This window comes from Mycobacterium sp. (assembly GCF_035653355.1).
GTDB lineage: Bacteria > Actinomycetota > Actinomycetes > Mycobacteriales > Mycobacteriaceae > Mycobacterium.
Genome location: NZ_DASRBZ010000178.1, coordinates 1 through 2,283, shown reverse-complemented (window position 1 = coordinate 2,283; position 2,283 = coordinate 1). Strand labels below are relative to the sequence as shown.

Sequence of the window (2,283 nt, the reverse complement as noted above, 5' to 3'; positions counted from 1 at the left end):
TCAGCGACCGTGGCCAGCGTCTGGGCGCGGAACACCACGACCGCGATCAGCGACAGCGACGCGGCCAACACTGCCAGCGGCGCCAACAACCCATCGGCTGCCCGACGCCGCATGATGATCTGGGCGATGGCCCGCGCACCGGTCAACAGCGCACCGAGTGCGATCAGGCCCTGCGGGGCCAGAGTTGCGGTGAGCATCGCGAGCACGATCGCGACCGCCGCCGGAACCAGCCGCCGGGTGGCGATCGCCTGCTCGACCAGCACCCAGGTCAACAGGGTCCCGAACGCGATCAGCGGCTCCGGGCGCAGGCCGTTGTTGAACGGCAACCAGGCGGCCACGAACACCGCGCCCGCGGTCCATACCGCCACCCGGTTGCCAGCCAAGCCGCCCCTGGCCGGGCCCAGCCGCGGCAGCACGTAGCGGCTGATGATCAGCCAGCACCCGATGCCGGCGGCGGTGGCGGGCAGCCGCATCCACACCCCGGCAGTGCTGACCGACGCCAGGTGCGCCAGCACCGAGGGATACCAGTCGAACGGGGCCTCCGTGGTGCCGAAGAACCGGTAGTAGTTCGGCACGTATCCGGCTTGGCGTGCGGCCCGGGCGATGGTGAGGTTGTAGCCGTCGTCGGACGTCGTGGCCCCGATGACATGCCAGACCAGCAGTGTCGCGATCACGGCGGCGTCGGCCAGCCAGGTCGCGATATTAGCCCGCAACCATCGCCAAATGCGGGGTGTTCGCGGCCCCGCCCGGCGGTCCAGGATGGCCAGCGCGGCCACAGCGACCAGCACCGACAGCACGCCGAGCGCCATCGCGGCTTCCTTGATTGCCGTGGCCGTCGTGATGAACCTGGTGTCGATGTCGATACGAGCCGACAGCCCGGGCTGAGGACCGATCTTCAGATCGGTGAAGATGCCGCCGACCTGAGGCTTCTTCTCAGCTGGCAGCGTGCCGGCGGCGCCGGGGATACCGACGAAGTCCGCACCGACCCCACCGGCACTAGCCCAGATGTGCAGCACATTGCATGCGCCGGCGGCCACCGCGGACCGGGGCGCCACCGCCGCCACCGTGTCGCGGAAGGCGACGACGATGGTGTCTTTGTTGGCGCGTACGAACAGTCCGCTCTTGCCGGTCTGGAACCCGTCGGCGGGCAGGGTCGACAAGACCAGACCGCCGCCGGCCGGCAGCGTTGCGATCGCCGGGCAGGGGACAGAGATGTCCAGGGCTCGCGGTGCTCCGGACACCAGCGGTGCGGTGATACCGGTGACGTGCCCGTCGCTGGTGCCTTGGGGCCAGAGGATGGTCGCGGTGGTCTGTTTGACCGGCAGCAGTGGGATGACGCTGCACAGCAGCAGACCGGCGATGCCGGCGACGACGGCGATGATGCGTGCGATCCGCTGCGTCGATCGCGCATTACCGTCGTGGGACACGAGGGTCGATCGTATGCGACGGTTTCGACTTCGCCCGCGCGGCGGGCGCGGAAGACGCGGATGTCGCGGTTCAGCCGAAGGCGCCCGGGTCGGCAAGCGGGATGAGGATGTGCGACGGGGTCGGGCCGCCCTGATGGAGCTGGTAGCGTCCGCCGGCCAGGGCAGGACGCGCGGGCTTAGTGGGAACCAGGTGCGGGAAGTCGTAGGTGGTCAGAATGAGCCGCAGCCGGTGCTCGGGTGCGATGTATGCGGCGGTCGGGAAGATCTCGACGTCATAGCGGGTCAGCTCGCCGGGAACGACGGGTTCGGTCGCGGCGCGGGTGCTGGAGTGATGCGGTCGCAGCACGGTGCCGTCGGGCAGATACCAGGTGCGGTCGGGGTCCAGCGCACGGTGTGCACCGAGCAGCGCGCCCTGCGTCAGCGGGCGGCTGGTTCCGTCGGGCGCGACGTCGTCGAGGTGGGCAACCCACAGGGTCTCGGTGGTGTTGGCTGTCGCATGGATGGTCAGCGCGATCGGCCCGGCCACCAGCGTGGGCGACGTGAATGGTTCAGTCGTGTAAGTCAGCGCCCTGCGCTGTAGGCGACGGTTGTCGGTGTCATAGCGAATGCGCCGACCGCGCTGGGCGGTGAAGAAGCTGTTCATGCCCAGCGTCCACTGCTCCAGGCTTCGGCCAGCCACTGGACCGCGAGCCGCGTAATCGAGGGTCGCCACCGTTTGGTCCGAGGCGCATTCAGTGCTGAGACGGCCCGCCTCCGCCAGATAAAACCGGGTGGGCGTCGCTTCGGGGAGCGGGAACTCGCGGGCGTGGAACCATTGCGGACATCCGATGGCTTGAAAGGTGAACGGCGGGTCGGA

The 2,283-nt window shown here is 69.3% G+C and carries 2 protein-coding genes; both read right to left on the bottom strand.

All coding sequences use genetic code 11. The features are described from left to right. Window positions 1–1,427 (bottom strand): arabinosyltransferase domain-containing protein (locus VFA16_RS05880; RefSeq protein WP_324966918.1); only part of this gene is annotated, 1,427 nt, incomplete at its 3' end. 70 nt (window positions 1,428–1,497) lie between these two features. Continuing rightward, window positions 1,498–2,283, bottom strand: a 786-nt coding sequence (locus VFA16_RS05875; RefSeq protein ID WP_324966917.1) for a CocE/NonD family hydrolase, incomplete at its 5' end; no start/stop codon positions are given.